At 70.3% G+C, this 15863-nt stretch carries 19 protein-coding genes; 11 read left to right on the forward strand and 8 right to left on the reverse strand.

Features of this window, described 5'->3' with window-relative positions; genetic code table 11:
- Window positions 1–16 precede the first annotated feature (16 nt).
- Window positions 17–640 carry a DUF5701 family protein gene (locus HJC40_RS01030; protein WP_249997689.1) on the reverse strand — a complete coding sequence of 208 codons (624 nt, stop codon included), beginning with the start codon at window positions 638–640 and terminating at the stop codon, window positions 17–19.
- Window positions 641–804: 164 nt separating this feature from the next.
- Window positions 805–1518 (reverse strand): MerR family transcriptional regulator, encoded by a 714-nt coding sequence (locus tag HJC40_RS01035; RefSeq protein WP_249997690.1) that lies wholly within the window; start codon window positions 1516–1518, stop codon window positions 805–807.
- Window positions 1519–1577: 59 nt separating this feature from the next.
- Here HJC40_RS01035 and HJC40_RS01040 point away from each other — a divergent pair, with 59 nt between their 5' ends.
- Window positions 1578–2747 carry an erythromycin esterase family protein gene (locus HJC40_RS01040; RefSeq protein ID WP_249997691.1) on the forward strand — a complete coding sequence of 390 codons (1170 nt, stop codon included), beginning with the start codon at window positions 1578–1580 and terminating at the stop codon, window positions 2745–2747.
- On the opposite strand, the gene HJC40_RS01045 is transcribed toward HJC40_RS01040, so the two are convergent.
- Window positions 2732–3307 carry a dihydrofolate reductase family protein gene (locus tag HJC40_RS01045; protein ID WP_249997692.1) on the reverse strand — a complete coding sequence of 192 codons (576 nt, stop codon included), beginning with the start codon at window positions 3305–3307 and terminating at the stop codon, window positions 2732–2734. The two genes, HJC40_RS01040 and HJC40_RS01045, sit on opposite strands and share 16 nt — an antisense overlap.
- Window positions 3308–3354: 47 nt before the next feature.
- On the opposite strand from HJC40_RS01045, the gene HJC40_RS01050 reads away from it, so the two are divergent.
- The 5 genes from HJC40_RS01050 (at window position 3355) to HJC40_RS01070 (ending at window position 7640) form a co-directional block, all read left to right on the forward strand.
- Window positions 3355–3921, forward strand: a complete 567-nt coding sequence (locus tag HJC40_RS01050) for a TetR/AcrR family transcriptional regulator (protein ID WP_249997693.1) — start codon at window positions 3355–3357, stop codon at window positions 3919–3921.
- 119 nt (window positions 3922–4040) lie between these two features.
- Complete coding sequence (locus HJC40_RS01055; RefSeq protein WP_249997694.1) at window positions 4041–4739, forward strand: hypothetical protein; 699 nt, start codon at window positions 4041–4043, stop codon at window positions 4737–4739.
- A complete protein-coding gene (locus HJC40_RS01060) occupies window positions 4736–5698 on the forward strand; it encodes an esterase family protein (RefSeq protein ID WP_249997695.1) in 963 nt (320 codons plus the stop codon). The genes HJC40_RS01055 and HJC40_RS01060 overlap by 4 nt, the downstream gene beginning before the upstream one ends.
- 62 nt (window positions 5699–5760) lie before the next feature.
- A complete protein-coding gene (locus HJC40_RS01065; protein WP_249997696.1) occupies window positions 5761–6444 on the forward strand; it encodes an SGNH/GDSL hydrolase family protein in 684 nt (227 codons plus the stop codon).
- 485 nt (window positions 6445–6929) lie between these two features.
- Window positions 6930–7640, forward strand: a complete 711-nt coding sequence (locus tag HJC40_RS01070) for a DUF427 domain-containing protein (RefSeq protein ID WP_249997697.1) — start codon at window positions 6930–6932, stop codon at window positions 7638–7640.
- Window positions 7641–7646: 6 nt separating this feature from the next.
- Here HJC40_RS01070 and HJC40_RS01075 read toward each other — a convergent pair whose 3' ends face one another.
- Together HJC40_RS01075 and HJC40_RS01080 are read right to left on the reverse strand one after the other, a co-directional pair.
- Window positions 7647–7949, reverse strand: coding sequence for a GNAT family N-acetyltransferase (locus HJC40_RS01075; protein WP_249997698.1), 303 nt, complete (start codon window positions 7947–7949; stop codon window positions 7647–7649).
- Between the two features lie 4 nt (window positions 7950–7953).
- The gene (locus HJC40_RS01080; protein ID WP_249997699.1) at window positions 7954–8475 is read right to left on the reverse strand and encodes an adenylyl-sulfate kinase; all 522 of its coding nucleotides are present in this window, start codon (window positions 8473–8475) and stop codon (window positions 7954–7956) included.
- Between the two features lie 23 nt (window positions 8476–8498).
- Here HJC40_RS01080 and HJC40_RS01085 point away from each other — a divergent pair, with 23 nt between their 5' ends.
- On the forward strand, window positions 8499–8969 hold the full coding sequence (locus tag HJC40_RS01085) for an MSMEG_6728 family protein (protein WP_249997700.1): 471 nt from the start codon (window positions 8499–8501) through the stop codon (window positions 8967–8969).
- Window positions 8970–8978: 9 nt separating this feature from the next.
- Window positions 8979–9449 carry a phosphoribosyltransferase gene (locus HJC40_RS01090; protein WP_249997701.1) on the forward strand — a complete coding sequence of 157 codons (471 nt, stop codon included), beginning with the start codon at window positions 8979–8981 and terminating at the stop codon, window positions 9447–9449.
- Here the strand turns inward: HJC40_RS01090 and HJC40_RS46525 are convergent.
- On the reverse strand, window positions 9439–11427 hold the full coding sequence (locus HJC40_RS46525) for a DUF222 domain-containing protein (protein ID WP_374271042.1): 1989 nt from the start codon (window positions 11425–11427) through the stop codon (window positions 9439–9441). The genes HJC40_RS01090 and HJC40_RS46525 overlap by 11 nt on opposite strands.
- A gap of 789 nt (window positions 11428–12216) precedes the next feature.
- On the opposite strand from HJC40_RS46525, the gene HJC40_RS01105 reads away from it, so the two are divergent.
- The gene (locus HJC40_RS01105) at window positions 12217–12534 is read left to right on the forward strand and encodes a hypothetical protein (protein WP_249997702.1); all 318 of its coding nucleotides are present in this window, start codon (window positions 12217–12219) and stop codon (window positions 12532–12534) included.
- Between the two features lie 171 nt (window positions 12535–12705).
- On the opposite strand, the gene glnA is transcribed toward HJC40_RS01105, so the two are convergent.
- Window positions 12706–14130, reverse strand: coding sequence for a type I glutamate--ammonia ligase (gene glnA, locus HJC40_RS01110; protein ID WP_249997703.1), 1425 nt, complete (start codon window positions 14128–14130; stop codon window positions 12706–12708).
- 204 nt (window positions 14131–14334) lie between these two features.
- Between glnA and HJC40_RS01115 the strand changes: the two genes are divergently transcribed.
- Window positions 14335–14742, forward strand: coding sequence for an RDD family protein (locus HJC40_RS01115; protein WP_249997704.1), 408 nt, complete (start codon window positions 14335–14337; stop codon window positions 14740–14742).
- A gap of 74 nt (window positions 14743–14816) precedes the next feature.
- Here HJC40_RS01115 and HJC40_RS01120 read toward each other — a convergent pair whose 3' ends face one another.
- Window positions 14817–15506: a DUF4191 domain-containing protein gene (locus HJC40_RS01120; protein WP_249997705.1), complete on the reverse strand. Its 690-nt coding sequence runs from the start codon at window positions 15504–15506 to the stop codon at window positions 14817–14819.
- A 161-nt stretch (window positions 15507–15667) separates the two neighbouring features.
- Here HJC40_RS01120 and HJC40_RS01125 point away from each other — a divergent pair, with 161 nt between their 5' ends.
- Window positions 15668–15844: a hypothetical protein gene (locus HJC40_RS01125; RefSeq protein WP_249997706.1), complete on the forward strand. Its 177-nt coding sequence runs from the start codon at window positions 15668–15670 to the stop codon at window positions 15842–15844.
- Window positions 15845–15863: the final 19 nt, after the last annotated feature.

Raw genomic sequence — 15863 nt, forward strand, 5'->3', positions numbered from 1 at the left:
CGGTGCCGGAGTCACGTCATCGGTCGAGTGGGGCGCGGTGGCGGGCGGAGGCGAAGCCGAGCCAGGTGTGCCGGTTGCCGGCCCAGCACCATCCGATCTTGGGTGCCTTGCGTCGGGCGGGGCCGTCGTGTCCGGTGCCGCCGCTGATCCAGATGGCGGGGGTCCGGGCGTCGAGGGTGTCCCCGGTGGGTTTGCGGGAGCCGATGGTCATGAAGCAATGGTTGGGTTCGAGCACCTTCGGTTCCTGCAGGAGCCAGCTGATGCCCTCGTTGACGGTGAGTGGCGTCCGTCCACGTTCGAGGATGGCGGGCAGCGCCTCGTTGGGGCTCCAGTTGCGCAGGTCGTCGCCGCGGTCGGGTTCGTGGATGAGGTAGAGCGGGCGGTCGGGCAGGGTCAGGCCGGCGATGGGGACGAACTGCTCCAGGTCGACCAGGTCGTCGACGACGAAGCCGGGCTTGTCGTGGCGGCGCAGCAGGGGCGCCAGGTGACGGGCGGTGGCCAGCGTGGGGTGCACGGCCAGCACGCTGTGGGGTTCGTCCGGCAGAGCGGCGACGTAGGTGGCGAGCTCCGCCGGGCTGCGGCCCGTGACGCCGGCGAGGCCGGCTTCGAGCAGGCGGTCCAGTTGACGGATCAGGCTCATGGGCTCTCCTGGTGACACATCGGGCGGCGTGGGGACACGAGCGTCGGCTGAACCGCTCGGACCACCGGCGCAACTAACTCCGTATACCTCACGGAGATGGGGGCGGTTAATACCGTACACCTTACGGAGTAACTTGGCACCCGGCCGGGCGAGTCATCGTCGTGTCAGTGCCTCTCGGGCTGGCCCGGGCTCAGGTAGGCGTCCAGGGCGGCCGCGCCGGCGAGCAGAGCCCGGCCCCGTGCCGTGAGGCGGTCCTGCCAGTCGGCCAGTGTCGAGGCGAGCGGGGCCACGCCGCCGGCGCTGCGGACCTGGGTGATCAGCGGGGCGATCTGCTCGAGGCGGTAGCCGCCGCGCCGCAACTGGTGGACGAGCTGGGCGTCGCGCACGTCGGCCGCGCGGTAGACCCGATAGCCGGTCCGTGGGTCACGAGGCGGCTCGACCAGGCCGGCCCGTTCCCATTTGCGCAGCGTGGCCGGGCGCAGGCCGAGGCGCCGGGCCAGCGGGCCGACGAACGTGTCGCCCCTTTCCGGTCGTACGGGAATCAGGTCTTGCAGCGCGGTTTCGACGGCCCGCAGGGTGCGGCGGTCGTCGAGAAGCTGGGCATGGCTCTCGTCGATGAGCTGCAGCGCCTCGCCGGTCGCGCCCCGGTTGACCGCCGCCATGATGGCTGCGGCTGTCCCGTGGCCGTGGCCGGGCACGAGGGCGAGAAACGCGGTTAGCGCCTGTTCGTGGCGCGGCGTGTAGGAGCGGTAGCCGTACTCGGTGCGGTCGGCCGGCGGCAGGATGCCGGCCGCCTCGTAGTTCCGGACCGCCTGCGTCGACAGGCCATGCGCCCGCGCGAGATCGACCGGACGGAGTGTTTGAGGCTTTCGGTCCACAGGCCTGCCGATGTCGCGGAAAAGTTTCAATCGTTGGTTCAACGATACAGTTCAAAGGCATGACTGTTGCTGTCGACGATGTGATGCGGTTGCTCCCGGGCCGGCCCCAGCTGCTCGCGCTCGGTGAGCCCACCCACGGTGAGCACGTGCTGCTCGAGGTGCGCAACGACCTGTTCCGGCAGCTCGTCGAGCGGGCCGGCTACCGGACGATCGCGATCGAGACCGACTGCCTGCGGGGCCTGATCGTGGACGACTACGTCACGTCGGGCGTGGGCACCCTCGACGAGGCCATGGAGCGCGGCTTCAGCCACGAGTGGGGCGCCTTCGAGGGCAACCGCGATCTCGTACGGTGGATGCGCGCGCACAACGAAGGCCGGCCGCCGGCCGCGCGGGTGCGGTTCGCCGGTTTCGACGGTCCGCTCGAGATCACCGCCGCCGCGAGTCCCCGCCCGGTCCTGACCGCGCTGCACGCCCACCTGGCCGAGCGGGTCGCCGCCGACCTGCTGCCGTGCACCGCGGAGACCCTCGACCGCCTGCTCGGCGATGACGATCGCTGGACCGAGCCGGCCGCCATGATGGACCCGTCCCGCTCCGCCGGGCGGTCACCCGAGGCCCGGGAGTTGCGGTTGCTGGCCGACGATCTGGTGGCCCTGCTGGACATGCACGATCCGCGCGAGGGCCAGCAGCGGGCCCGCCTGCTGGGCCGGACCGCCACCGGTCTGCTGCGGTACCACTTCTGGATGGCCGATCGGTCGCCCGGCCGTCTGGCCTGGCTGCTCGGCGTACGGGATTCGATGATGGCGGCCAACCTGCTGGCGCTCACCGATCGCGGCCCCACCCTGGTCTTTGCCCACAACGGACACCTGCAGCGTGAGCGCAGCAGCATGCGGATGGGCGGCAGCCCGGTGGAGTGGTGGAGCGCCGGAGCGATCGCCGGCGCCCGGCTGCGCGACGACTACGCGTTCCTGGCCACGGCCGTCGGCACCATCCGCCATCACGGAGTGGAGATTCCACCCCCGGACACCCTCGAAGGCCACCTGTACGCCGTCTCGGACGATCGCTTCGTCGTCGGCCCTCACCGCCTGGCCGCCCTCCTCGGCGCGGGCCGGCCCTCGGCGCGGGTTTCCCCCTGGTACGGCTACGCCCCGCTGGACCCGGCCCACCTGACCGGCATCGACGGGATCGTGTTCGTCAAGGACCTCGACCAGGTCGCTCACCCGGCCCGGTAGCGCAGCACGACCACGCCGCTCGCGCCGAGCGGCGTGGCGTCGATCAGGGTCAGCCGCTCCGGGTCGAAGGGCCCTGCGGTCAGCTTGATGCCGTCGCCGGCCAAAACCGGGTTGAGCTTGATGACGTACTCGTCGATCTCGGAACGCACCGCGCCGGCCAGCGCGCCGCCGCCGCAGAGCCAGATGTCGCGGCCCGGCCGTTGCTTGAGCTCGCGCACGTAGCCGACCGGTTCCCCGGTCACGACAGTCACCGCCGGGTCGATGGCCGGGTCGACCGTACGGGAGAAGACGATCTGCTCCAGATGGGCGTACGGACTGGTGATGCCGGCCCGCAACGCCGGTTCGTAGGTGCCCCGGCCCATCAGCACGGTGTCGAAGGCCTGGTGGGGCGCGGTGATGCCGAGGGCTTCGGGCAGCGCGGTGGGCAGCGTCTCCGGGTAGTGCGCGTGGATGTAGGCGGTCAGTTCCTCGCTGAGCGCTCCGAAGAAGGCGAAGTCGCCGTCCGGCGCGGCGATGAACCCGTCGACCGTCGCGGCCACGTAGTAGATGAGCTTTCGCATGGCGCTCAAACTACAACAGCTGTAGTGGTTGGGCTAGTCTTTCCGACGTGGTCAAGAACCCTGAGCGCCGCCGTCTGCTGGCCGACGCGGGTCTGCGGGTGCTCGCCGAGTCGGGCGCCCGCGGGCTCACCCATCGCGCGGTCGACACCGAGGCCGGCCTGCCCACCGGCACGGCTTCCAACTACTTCCGTACGCGTGACGCCCTGCTCGGCGCGCTGGGTGAGCGCGTCCTGGAACGCTTCGCGCCCGATTCGGCTGTCGTCCAGCGGCTGGCCGCCCGCCCGGCCGGCCGGGAGCTGTTCGTCGACTACCTGCGCTACATCCTGGAGCGCACGACGGCGCATCCCGAACTGACCCGGGCGCTGATCGAGCTGCGCCTGGAGGCTGCCCGCCGTCCCGGTCTGGCCGAGATCCTCGGCGCCACGCTGAGCGCCGGCTACCGCGACGACGTCGCCTTCCACGCCACCACCGGCCTGCCCGGCGGCGCTCTCGAGATCGCCCTGCTGCACTACGCGATGGACGGCCTGCTCCTCGACCTGCTGACCACGTCGATCGGCGCCGACGTGACCCCGGACGACGCCCTGACCGCTTTCGTCGACCGACTGGTGGGCTGAGGCTTTCGTCCCGGGGTGCGAGCCACGACACAGTCGCGTTTGTGCAGCTCAACAGGCACCGAGCTAGTGCACAGGAAACCCGCAAGGGAGTTCACAGCCGACGCTTAGACGATGACGGCATGACGCTCACCGGCGTACCGCTGATCCTGCTCACGGCGTCCGCGACCGCCGCGGCCGGCGCGGCTGTCGGCTGGGTGTGGCCGCGGGGCGGGCGGCTGCAGCCTTTCACCCGCGTCGCCGGGGTGCTGGTCGTCGAGGCGCTGGTCGTGCTGACCGCGGGGCTGGTCGTCAACCGGCACGAGCAGTTCTATCCGTCCTGGCAGGCGTTGCAGGGCGACACCGGCACGGCCACGGTGGCCGATCGTCGGCACGCGGGCCTGCTCGACGATCGCGTGCGGTCCGACCGGTTGACCTGGCGACCTCAGGGGCTGGCCGCGTGGCGCCTGGCCCGGCCGCCGACGGTGACGCTGCCGCCGGACTACCGTGAACGGCCCGGCGTGGCCTTCCCCGTGGTGCTCGCGTTCGCCGGGCCCGGCGGCCCGGGTGCGCCTCCCCGCCGTACGCCGGAAGCGGTGACCGTGACGATCGCGCCCACCGCCGGCACCACCGCCGCCGCCCTGAGCAGCCTGCCCGACCGGCTCAGCCACGACCTGCGGGTCACCACCGCAGGCTGGGACGTCGTGGGCCGCCAGCCGCTCGCCGCGGCCTTCGTCACCGGGCAACCGGCCGGGGCAGCCGTGCTCGACCAGCCGGTCACCGCCCTGCCACCCGCCCTCACCGCCCCGCTCCGTCTGCCACCGGCCGGAACGCCGTCATGACCACGGCCCTGACCCTCGCCGCCGTGCTGGCGACCGCCACGCTGCTCGCCCTCGGCTGGAACCGGACCCGGGCGATCAGCCGCTCCGCCCTGGTCGTCACCTCGCTGCTCAGCGTCGTCGCCGCGGTGGCCGTCCAGGTCAACCGGCTGACCGAGGCCTACCCGACGGAGACCCAGGCCGCCTCGACGACCTCCGACCCCGACGGCAGTCGGATGCTCACCGTGATGGTCACCGGCCCGGCCAGCGGCCTGACCCTGCCGATGTACGTCTACCTGCCCGCCGCCTACCGCAGCGGCAGCGCCCGCTTCCCGGTGATCGAGGCGCTGCACGGCTATCCGGGCACGCCCCTGACCTGGCTCCGCAAGCTGAACGTGCAGTCCTATCTGGACCACGAGATCACCGCCGGCCGGATGGCGCCGACGGTCGTCCTTTTCCCCTATCAGACCCCCGAGCGCCTGCTCGACACCGAGTGCACCAACCTGCGCGCCGGCCCCCGGGCCGAGACGTTCCTGACCGTCGACGTGCCCGCCTTCGCCCGCGCCCACTATCGCGTACGCCCCGACCGGGCCGCCTGGGGCCTGACCGGCTATTCGGCGGGCGCGTTCTGCGCGATCAACCTGGTGCTGCGCCACCCCCGCCAGTACGCAGCCGCCGCAAGCCTGTCCGGCTACGCCGAACCGGGCATCGACGTCGGCGACGGCTCCCAGAACACCACCAACAACTCCGGCTGGCGCCTGCGCCACCTGCCCCAGCCCGCGGTCGGGCTCTGGCTGGGCTGGGCCGGCGACGACAAGCAGTCGGCCGCCGACTCGCGCCGGCTGGCGGCCGAGTGCCACCGCCCGGTGTCCCTGACCACCGCGGTGGTGGCGCACGGCGGCCACAGCAGCGCGGTGTGGCGGCAGATGGAAGCGCCCGCCTTCGACTGGCTCTCCGCCCACCTGGCCCGGCCCCTCTCGTGAGGCGCCTGGCATCGCTGGTCCTGCCGCTGTCGGCCTCCCGCCGATGTGGCCCGGACACTGTCGTGAGGCGCCTGGCCGTGCTGGTCGCGGTGCTGCTGCTGGGTGGCTGCGCCGCCGCAGCTCCGTCGTCGTCGCCGGCACGGCCGCCGGAGGTCCTCACGCTCGGCGATTCGGTGGCGGCCGGTTCGGCCTGCGGTTGTTCGCCGTTCCCGGCCCTGTACGCCCGGGCCCAGCACGCCACCGACGTCAACCTGGCCCGGTCCGGCGCCACCGCAGCCGACGTCCGTGCCGCCGTGCCCGCCGAGCGCAGCCAGGTGGCCTCGGCGGCCGAGGTGGTCATCATGATCGGCGCCAACGACATGGCCGCGGTCTTCGGCCACCCGGCGCAGTACGCCACCGTCGCGGCCGGCGTCGACGACGACGTGACGGCCACGGTCACCGCGATCGAGCAACTCCACCGGGTCCCGGTGATCCTGCTCGGCTACTGGAATGTCGTGCAGGACGGGCAGGTCGGCGCGGCGCAATACGGAGCCGACGGCGTGCGCGACGCGGCCCGCGCGACCGCCCTCGTCAACCAGGCCCTCCGAGACGCCGCCACCCGAACGGGCGCGACCTTCGTACCGACCGAGCCGGCCTTCCACGGCGACGACGGATCCCACGATCCGACAGGCCTGCTGGCGCCGGACGGCGACCACCCCAACGCGGCCGGCCAGGCGGCAATCGCGGCGCTTCTCCCGCCCCTGTGACAGCCGCCGACCGCCGTCGGCAGGTGTCGTTGACTACACCGGTACCCGTCGTGGCTGGGCACCGGCGGCTGCCGTCGTTGGCTGGGGAACCGGCCGTTGTCGTTGCCTGCGCCGGCGGCCTTCTTCGCCTGGGCACCGGCGGCCGTCGTCTTCCGCTGAGCACCGCCGTTGTCGGTTAGACGTCGGCGGCCGTCGTGACTAGACACCGGGCGCCGTCGTCGTCGGTTGTGTGCCAGCGGCCGTTGTTGGCTGGGGCTGGCCGTCGTTGTTGGTGGGTGCCGGCGGTCGTCGTCGCTGGTTGAACGTCGGTTGTTGCCGTTGTTGGCTGGGGCTGGCCGTCGTTGTTGGTGGGTGCCGGCGGTCGTCGTCGCTGGTTGAACGTCGGTTGTTGCCGTTGTTGGCTGGCACGAGCCGTCTTCGTCGTCGGCGGGGTGCCGGCCGTCGTTGGCTGGGCAGGAGGGTGCCGTGGGGTGTATGCCGGAGTCATGAACGAGTTCCGGCCGCCCGCGGCCATCGTCGAGCCGACGCCGCGCCGCATCCGGGTGCGCCTCGGCTCCACCGTCGTCGCCGACAGCAGTCGCGCCCTTCTGCTCGACGAGATCAGCGAGCGCGGCTTCCCGACCTACTTCCTCCCGTACGAGGACGTGCGCCCGGGAGTTCTGGCCGACGGGGCCGAGGGCCGCTGGTCGGTGGTCGCGGGCGGTCGGCGGGCCGACGGCGGGGCCTGGACCGACGACCGGTTCAACCAGCTCAAGGATCACGTCACGTTCTCGTGGGAGACCCTCGAGTGGTACGAGGAGGACGAGCAGATCTTCGTCCACGCCCGCTCGCCTCGTCACCGGGTCGACACGCTGCACAGCTCGCGACGTGTGCAGGTGCTGATCGACGGCGAGGAGGTGGCCAACAGCGCTCGCCCGGTGCTGCTCTTCGAGACCCACCTGCCGACGCGCTACTACCTGCCGTTCGCCGATGTGCGCACCGACCGGCTGAGCGCGAGCGAGACGGTGACGCGGTGCCCGTACAAGGGCGTGGCCCGATACTGGTCGCATCCGGGGCTGGCCGACGCGGCGTGGAGCTACCCCGACCCGGTGGCCGAGATCCCGAAGATCCGTGATCTGGTCTGCTTCTACAACGAGCGGGTCGACATCGTGCTCGACGGCGTGCCGCAGGATCGGCCGGTCACGCCGTTCTCCTGAGGGCGGCTACTTCACGCGCCGGTGCGAGCGGGCGACGATCTTGTCGTACTCCTTGTGCTCCTCCAGCCACGAGCTGAGGAACGGGCAGATCGGCACCACCACACGACCCTTGGCCAGCGCGTCCTCCATGGCCGCGCGAGCCAGCAGGCCACCGGTGCCATGACCCTCGTACGCGGTCTCGACCTTGGTATGCGTGTACGCGATGACGTTGCCGGTCACCTGATAGGTGATCACCCCGGCCAGCGTCCCGTCGTCGTCGCGCGCCTCGAAGCGGTCCTTCTCCGGCACGTCGGTAACCGAAATCGTCACCCCGTCATCCAATCACGTGCGCCGCGGACAGCACGGACGCGGCCACCTGCGGAATTGTCTCGGTCGTCACGTCGACGACGACGTCCTCGACCCCGGCCGCGTCCAGGATCCGGTCGAGCTCGCCGGAACGGTGCAAGTGCCAGGACAGCCCCTCCGGATCGTCCGCGTGACGGCGCCGGAGGCGGGCGTGGACGGCCGGCAGAGCCACGCGGAGGCGGCACACCGACAACGGCAGGCCCAGCGCGTCCTGGTAGGACTGCCGCTCGGTCCGACTCTCGATCACCCCGGCGAGAACGATGCGCCGAGCGCCGGCGTCGACGAAGTTGCCGGTGACCGCACGCAGGTTGCGCACCGTGAGGGCACCGTTGAAGCGATCACCCGGCGGTGACGGCCAGCATCGTCGCAGCCAGTCCACGTCGATCACCGCGTTCGGAATCTCACGGGCGGTGAGCAGATCACCGACGGCCTCCGCGGTCGACGTCTTGCCCGAGCCCACCGTTCCGGTGACGAGCAAGGCGGTGGCCACGGCCAGACACTACCGTCGGGCCGGTGCAGACTTTTCTTCCGTACGCGGACTTCCTCGCCTCGGCCCGGGCACTCGACCAGAAACGGCTGGGCAAGCAACGCGTCGAGACCGTGCAGGTGCTACGCGGCTTGATCACTCCCGGGTACGGCTGGCGCCACCACCCCGCCGTGAAGATGTGGCGCGGTTACGAGGAGGGGCTGATCCGCTACGGCTTGGATGTCGCCGGCGTCTGGACCGCGACCGGGCGGGCCGACACCACCGTGGCGACGCTGCTGGCCGACTGGGGCCAGGGCACCGAGATCCGTACGCGGGAAGCTCTCGCCGAGGCCGGCGAGCTGCCGCCGTGGCTGGGCGAGGCGGAGGTGCACCGCAGCCACCAGTCGGCGCTGCTGCGCAAGGACCCCGACTTCTACCGGCCGTTGTTCGGCCCCGACGTGCCCGACGACCTGCCGTACGTGTGGCCGGTCTCGGACCGACCCGGCCGCGACCTCTAGGGTGACGAGATGGCCGACCGTAAGAACCTGACCTGGGCAGATTTCGGCCGGGCGGGCCGCGAGCTGGCGGTGGCCATCGCCCGTGACGGCTACCGGCCCGACCTGGTGCTGACGGTCGCCCGCGGCGGGCTGTTCCTGGCCGGTTCGCTGAGTTACGCCCTCGACGTCAAGGCGATGTACCTGGTCAACGTCGAGTTCTACACCGGCGTCGACGCACGGCTGGAGATGCCTGTGCTGCTCCCGCCGGCGCCCCAGCCCGCCGACCTGAACGGCGCCCGGGTACTGATCGTCGACGACGTGGCCGACACCGGAGCGACGCTCCAGCTGGTCCGCGACTTCTGCGCTCCGCACGTGGCCGACACCCGCGTGGCAGTCGTCTACGAGAAGCCACAGTCGACCGTCACCTGCGAGTACGTGTGGTCCCGCACCGACAAGTGGATCAACTTCCCGTGGTCCTCCGAGCCGCCGGTCACCCACTGACGCCCACCGCCCCGGAGGGAACGGATTTTGCGCTTCCCGGTGCTGTTGGCGTCTTCGTGCCGAGCGGATCTGGACGTCCTCGAAGCGATGCGGGCCGGTGATAGAGGTTGCGCCGCGGTCGTCGCAGTGGGTCGACGGTCGGCGGTGGGTAGAAGTCCGGGCACTGGTCGGGACCGAGGCGGATCTGCCAGCCGCCACCCGGGTGGTGGACGAGGCGATGGTGATGGCGGCAGAGCAGCACCAGGTTGTCCAGGCTGGTGGGACCGCCGTTGCTCCAGGCGGTGAGGTGATGGGCGTCGGTCCAGCGCGGCGGCCGATCACAGTCGGGGAAAGCGCAGCCCCGGTCGCGCACGTGCAGGGCGCGGCGCAGCGGGCCGGTGGCTAGTCGGCGGGCACGCCCGGTGTCCAGGATCTGCCCGGCCCCGCCGAGGACGAACGGCAGGATCCGGGCGTCACAGGCCAGCCGACGCATCGCGGCGGCCGACAGGCGCTGCCCGGTATCGGTGGTCCCGATCCCCAGAGTTCCAATCCCCAGAGTTCCAATCCCCAGAGTTCCAATCCCTAGGGTTCCAATCCCTAGGGTTCCAATCCCTAGGGTTCCAATCCCTAGGGTTCCGGTGCTCAGCGTTCCGGTGCGCAGAACGTCTGCGTTCGGGGCGTCTACGGTCAAGGCGCCCGCGGTCAGGGCGTCTGCGTTCGGAGCGTCTGCCAGGGCGTCCGCGCTCAGGGCGTCCGCGGTCCGGTTTCCGGTACTCAGAGTCCCGACGCTCAGCGTGCCGACACTCGGGGTGCCGACGCCTGGGGTGCCGACGTGTGGGGTTCCGATGTGCGGGATACCGGTGCCTATGTGCGGGGTGTGGGTGTCTGGGGTGCCTATGTGCGGGGTGCGGGTGTCTGGGGTGCCCATGTGCGGGGTGCGGGTGTCCGGGGTGCCCATGTGCGGGATGCGGGTGCTCGAGATGCCGGTGCTCGAAGTGTCGGTGTTCGAGACGCCGACGAACTGGATGCCGGTGACCGGGAGTCGGGTGAGCAGGTCGTAGGCGACGGTGACGGCCAGCTGGGGTGGTTCGCCGCCGTCGGTGGGCAGCTCGCCGGTGCGCAGGGCCAGCCGGCAGATGTCGATCAGGGCGTCGGCGCGGCGGTGCTCTGCCGTGCGGTCGTCGCCCGGAGTCGGGGTGCACAGTGGGTGCAGGGCGGCGTGCATGAGGGCGGCGTCTTCGGTGCCGAGCAGGCCGGAGAGCCGCACCAGCCCGTCGACCGGCAACGACAACGTCAGGCCGCGCCGACGGTAGGCGCGGGCCTCCTGACGGGCCAGGGCTGCTTCGTCGGCGCGCTCGGCCAGCTCCGGGGCGACGTAGGCCAGGATCCGTTCGCCCACCCGGCGTAGCTGGTAGGCCGGTAGCCGCTCGGCCATGCCGATCATCGTGGTCCGGGCCAGCTCGACCAGGCGCGATACCTGGCGTTCACCTAGCTCGCCGCCACGGCCATCGCCGTGGCGTTGGCAGCCGTCGTGACTGTCGCGGTCGCCGTCGCAGTGGGGATGGCAGTCCTGGCCATCGCCGCCGTGGTGCTCGCTGTGGGCCTCGCTGTCGCTGTGGTGGGCGAGGTCTTCGGAAAGGGCGTCGAGGGTCGCACCGATCACGGTGGACTGGCGCAGGTTGAGGCGGCCGTCCAGGACCGCCGTCTCGACGGCCGGATGCCGGCTCAGCGCGGCGGCCTGACCGGCCAACTCGCGTGCCGGTTGCGGATCGATCAACAGCAGACTGCGGAGCCAACTTGCGGTGTTGCGGTGGCCTTGCGCGGCGGGCAGACCGCGGGCGTCGGTCTGCTGCACCAGCCGCGCCTGCAAAGCGGCGGCACATTGCTCAACACGATGCGCCGCTTTCAGGCACGCTGTCAGCTCATCATCGCCGAGCGGCCACAACGGAGCCGCGGCCAGTTTCGCCGCGTCCTCGCTCAGCTGTCGCACGTCTGCCATCACGGGACCATGGTCGAGCAGGCGTACGACACTTTCTGGGCCGGGCAGGCCACCGGGGAGATCGACGTTCACCATCTGAAGCCGATCACCAACGCGGTTCGCTTCTCTGAGACAGCACTCAGTCTGGTAGATCTTCGTGCACCCCTCAGCCCAGCGGAGTCATCGGTACCGAAGCGCCTGACTAAGCACCTACGTCGGACTACCTTGCCCGGGCAGACGCAGTCTGGCTGCCTCCCCGTGTGCGATGAGCAAGGGCTTCGGCATCCCAGAACCGCCGGGACCGCCGCGCTTCGTGCGGTCCGGGCGCGTAGACCGGCCTCCGAAGGCGCTGTCTGGCTACAGCGTCGGAGATCCTGCCTGCTGGAGGCGCACCAATACCGAGTTTTGGCTCGTCTGTCTACGGTTCGATCGAGGGGTGCGGTCCACGTGGATCTGCAGCTATGGTCTCGCCGTGGCGCTACGCAGACTGTCGGTCCGCAGCCGGCGCATTCTGGCCTTGGCAGCGGGTTGCTCTGCTGTGGCCATCGCTGGGGGACGGCTCCTTCTCCTGCCCGACGAGAGCGCTTGGGATTTCGTGCTACTGCTCCTTCAAGGGGTGGCCATATTGACGGCCTGGCTCGCATGGCGTTCGCTCACGCCACCTCGCGCCTCGCGGGGAGTAGACATGGACGCGAAGCGCCTGCATTGGTGACATAGCGCTGGAGCAAGCAGATCGCTCTTGCGGAAGCCCTCGGTCCCCCATCACCGGGAAGGTCCCGAGGGCTTCGCTGCGTTCCGCCGAGGTTGCCCATGCGTGGCCGGATCGACGCCGAAGGCGCGGCGGTCGGATTGCTCGCGCCGACGATGCTGCGGGTGGTGGAAAGCTACCTGAAGTCGATCTTCTCAGCAGCGGTGCGCGATCAGCTGATCGCTAGTTCGCCCTGCGTCGGTGTCAGGATTTCAGCGATCGATCGCGACAACCGAGTGATACCGCCGCCGGAGCAGCTGCCGCTTCTCGCCCAACCGATGCCGACCCGGCTGTCAGCTGCCGTGTATGTGGCTGCCGGATGCGGGCTGCGGCTGGGGGAGCTGTTCGGTGGGAACGGAGGAGATCACGTGCACGAGTGACCGGATGCGCTGGACTGGGCGCGATCGCTGGTCGACGGTGCCCTGGGGAAAGCCGAAAGCGGCGGCCACACCGGCTGGGAGCCAGGCGTGACCGCCGCTTCGCGGTTTGTCGTCTACTTAGCGCGGTAACGCTGCTGTCAGAAAAACCGCAGGTCAGCGCGCTAAATCAAGTCAGACGTTGTAGTACATCTCGAACTCGTGCGGGGTCGGGCGGAGGCGGACCGGGTCGATCTCGTTGGTGCGCTTCCAGTCGATCCAGGTGGAGATCAGGTCGTCGGTGAAGACGCCGCCGGCGGTCAGGAACTCGTTGTCGGCCTCGAGGCTGTTGAGCACGGCGTCGAGCGAGCCGGGCACCTGCTTGACGCTGCCCCACTCCTCGGGCGGCAGGTCGTACAGGTCCTTGTCGATCGGGGCCGGCGGCTCGATCTTGTTCTTGATGCCGTCCAGGCCGGCCATCATCTGGGCCGAGAACGCCAGGTACGGGTTCGACGACGGGTCGGGCACGCGGAACTCGACGCGCTTGGCCTTCGGGTTGCTGCCGGTCACCGGGATGCGGGTGCAGGCCGAGCGGTTGCGCTGCGAGTAGACCAGGTTGACCGGGGCCTCGTAGCCGGGCACCAGGCGACGGTACGAGTTGACCGTCGGGTTGGTGAAGGCCAGCAGGCTGGGCGCGTGGTGCAGCAGGCCGCCGATGTACCAGCGGGCCGTGTCGGACAGGCCCGCGTAGCCGGTCTCGTCGTAGAACAGCGGCTCGCCGTTCATCCACAGGCTCTGGTGGGTGTGCATGCCCGAGCCGTTGTCGCCGAACAGCGGCTTCGGCATGAACGTCGCGGTCTTGCCGTGCTCCCAGGCAGTGTTCTTGATGATGTACTTGAACATCTGCATCTGGTCGCCGGCGTGCAGCAGCGTCGAGAACTTGTAGTTGATCTCGCCCTGGCCGGCGGTGCCGACCTCGTGGTGCGAACGCTCGACGGTGAAGCCGACGTCGATCAGGCGGCGCACCATGGCGTCGCGCAGGTCGCTGTAGTGGTCGAGCGGCGCGACGGGGAAGTAGCCGCCCTTGTACGCGGTCTTGTAGCCGCGGTTGCCGCCCTCCTCCTCCTTGCCGGAGTTCCAGGCGCCCTCGACCGAGTCGATGTAGTAGAAGGCCTGGTTCGCCGCGGTGGAGTGGCGGATCGAGTCGAAGATGTAGAACTCCGCCTCGGCGCCGAAGTAGGCGGTGTCGGCGATGCCGCTGGACGCCAGGTAGGTCTCGGCCTTCTTGGCCACGTTCCGCGGGTCACGCGAGTACGCCTCGCGGGTGAACGGGTCGTGGATGAAGAAGTTCAGCGCCAGCGTCTTCTGGATCCGGAACGGGTCGATGAAGGCCGTGCTCACGTCCGGCAGCAGCATCATGTCGGACTCGTGGATGGCCTGGAACCCGCGGATCGAGGATCCGTCGAAGGCGAGGCCGTCGGTCACGACGCTGTCGTCGAACGACTCGACCGGCATGTTGAAGTGCTGCATCACACCGGGCAGGTCACAGAACCGCACGTCGACGAACTTGACGTCCTCGTCTTTGAGGTATCGCAGCAATTCCTCGGGATTGGCGAACAACACGTCCTCCTGGCACAGGATTTCGATACCGGGGCGGCGTGGTTCCGCCGCGTGGCTGGGCTGGTCGCGACGCTATGGGGCGGGAGTTGCCCAGGCGTATCCCTATTGTTTCCGTCATGTTACGGAGTCTGTGGGAGGCTGCCGACGGTCGATGACCGGCCTCAGTGAGGCTACCGCGAAACCCGCCGAGGTTAGGCTGGTTGCATGGTTTCGGCAGGCAAGACCCCTTCCGGTACGCGCGGCGCGCTCGACCTGTCCGGCATCAGGCCGGCGTCGTTCGGCCGGCGGTTCGGCGCGCTGCTGGTCGACTGGGCGCTCGCCACGGTCGTCGCGACCCTGCTCGTCGACGACCTGCGCACCAACCCGTGGCCTCAGCTGGGCGTCTTCGTCGTGGTCCACGCGTTCTTCGTCGGCCTGTTCGGACAGACGGCGGGCATGGCGCTGGCCCGCATCCGGTGCGTCTCCATGGTGGACGGCGGCGCGATCGGCCTGCCCCGGGCGATCGTCCGCGCGGTGCTCCTGGCGCTGGTCATCCCGCCGGCGATCAGCGACGGCGACGGGCGGGGGCTGCACGACCGGGCCGCCCGTTCGATCATGGTCCAGCCGTCCTGACCCGGACCGTGCGGCATGCCCAGCCGTGTGATGTGCCCAGCCGTGTGATGTGCCCAGCTGTGCGGCGTACCTAGCTAGCGCGGGCGCTGCTGGCGGAACGCGCCCTTGCTGGGGCGCATGTTCTTGGGGATCGCGCCCTTGGGCATCTGGGGCCGGGCCATCAGCGCGCCCAGGCGCTTGTCGAGCGAGTTGACGTCCTTGCCGGTGAGGTTGCGCGGCAGCCGCATCATCGTCGAGCGCAGCTTGCGTACGGGAAGCTGGCCCTCCTCGGTGCCGATCACGTAGTCGTACAGCGGGGCGTTGCCGATGACCTTGGAGAGGCGGCGCTTCTCCTGGCCGAGCAGGCCGCGGACGCGCTGCGGGTTGCCCTCGGCCAGCAGGATGACGCCGGGCCGGCCGACCACCACGTGCACCATGTCGTACTGCGTCGTCGAAGCAGCCGCCGGGCGCACCCGCCAGTCGCCGCGCATGTTCTCCATCAGCGACGCGGCCGCCCCGGGCTGGCCCTCGGCCGCGTTCATCATCGCGGCGTTCGACCGCAGGTTGAGCACGATCACGGCGGCCAGGAGGGTGACCATGATGCCGATCGGCAGATAGATCCAGCCGGCGAGCAGGACGAGCACGACGGTGATCGCGAGCGGGATGAGCACCGCGGCGGCGAGCAGCGGGACGAACCACTTGTCCTGCTTCGCCGTGAACGAGAACACCTGACCGATCTGCTTCAGGCGCGTGCCGAACGACACCTTCTCCTGCTCTTTTGCCATAACTCGAAAGTGTAGTGGGGCGGGTCCTTACTTACGCACCGGTGGTCCTCCCTACCGGTAAGGAGTCAGGGCCCGCCGGGCATGGGGCAGCTTCCCCATGCCCGGCGGGGGCCTTCCGGCGAAGAGTTCTTCTCAGCGAACTCGACCGGAAGGACACCGAGATGTTCCCCTACAACGACCCCCATACCGTGCTCGACCTGCACCGCCAACGCACCGCCGAGCTGATCGGCCAGGCCGCCTCCGCGCGCCGGGCGCGGGAGGCCGGCTCGGCCCGGGCCACCCGCTTCGGCCGGTGGCCCCGCCGATCCCGCCGGGCCCGGGCCGCGGTGGCGGCGTGACGGGCGGATTCGGGCCGGA

The organism is Actinoplanes sp. M2I2 (assembly GCF_023544445.1).
Lineage (GTDB): Bacteria > Actinomycetota > Actinomycetes > Mycobacteriales > Micromonosporaceae > Actinoplanes.